The sequence below is a fragment of the Psychrobacter sp. TB20-MNA-CIBAN-0197 genome (assembly GCF_040309765.1).
Lineage (GTDB): Bacteria > Pseudomonadota > Gammaproteobacteria > Pseudomonadales > Moraxellaceae > Psychrobacter > Psychrobacter submarinus.
Genome location: NZ_JBEOPC010001501.1, coordinates 1 through 230 on the forward strand (window position 1 = coordinate 1; position 230 = coordinate 230).

Here is a 230-nt window from a genome sequence, read left to right on the forward strand (position 1 = left end):
GCATTTTGCTTACAAGCATTTGCACCTTTTTCCCACGGACGATGGCCCACACAGGTGTATCGAGCGCGACGTAAGCGGTGTCAAGGTATCCCATCGCCAATGGCCCGCCCAAGGTCGGGCCGAAGCCGCCACTGCACACGCTGCCGATGATCTCGCCGGCCTCGTTGACGATTTCTGCGCCTTCACGCACCGGGGTGCGCTCCTGTGGCAGCAGGCCGACGCGTGTGCGT

The 230-nt window shown here is 62.6% G+C and carries 1 protein-coding gene; it reads right to left on the minus strand.

Features of this window, described 5'->3' with window-relative positions; genetic code table 11:
* On the minus strand, positions 1 to 190 hold a 190-nt coding region (locus AAEY83_RS18990; protein ID WP_351061826.1), incomplete at its 3' end, for a glycine cleavage T C-terminal barrel domain-containing protein.
* Positions 191 to 230: the final 40 nt, after the last annotated feature.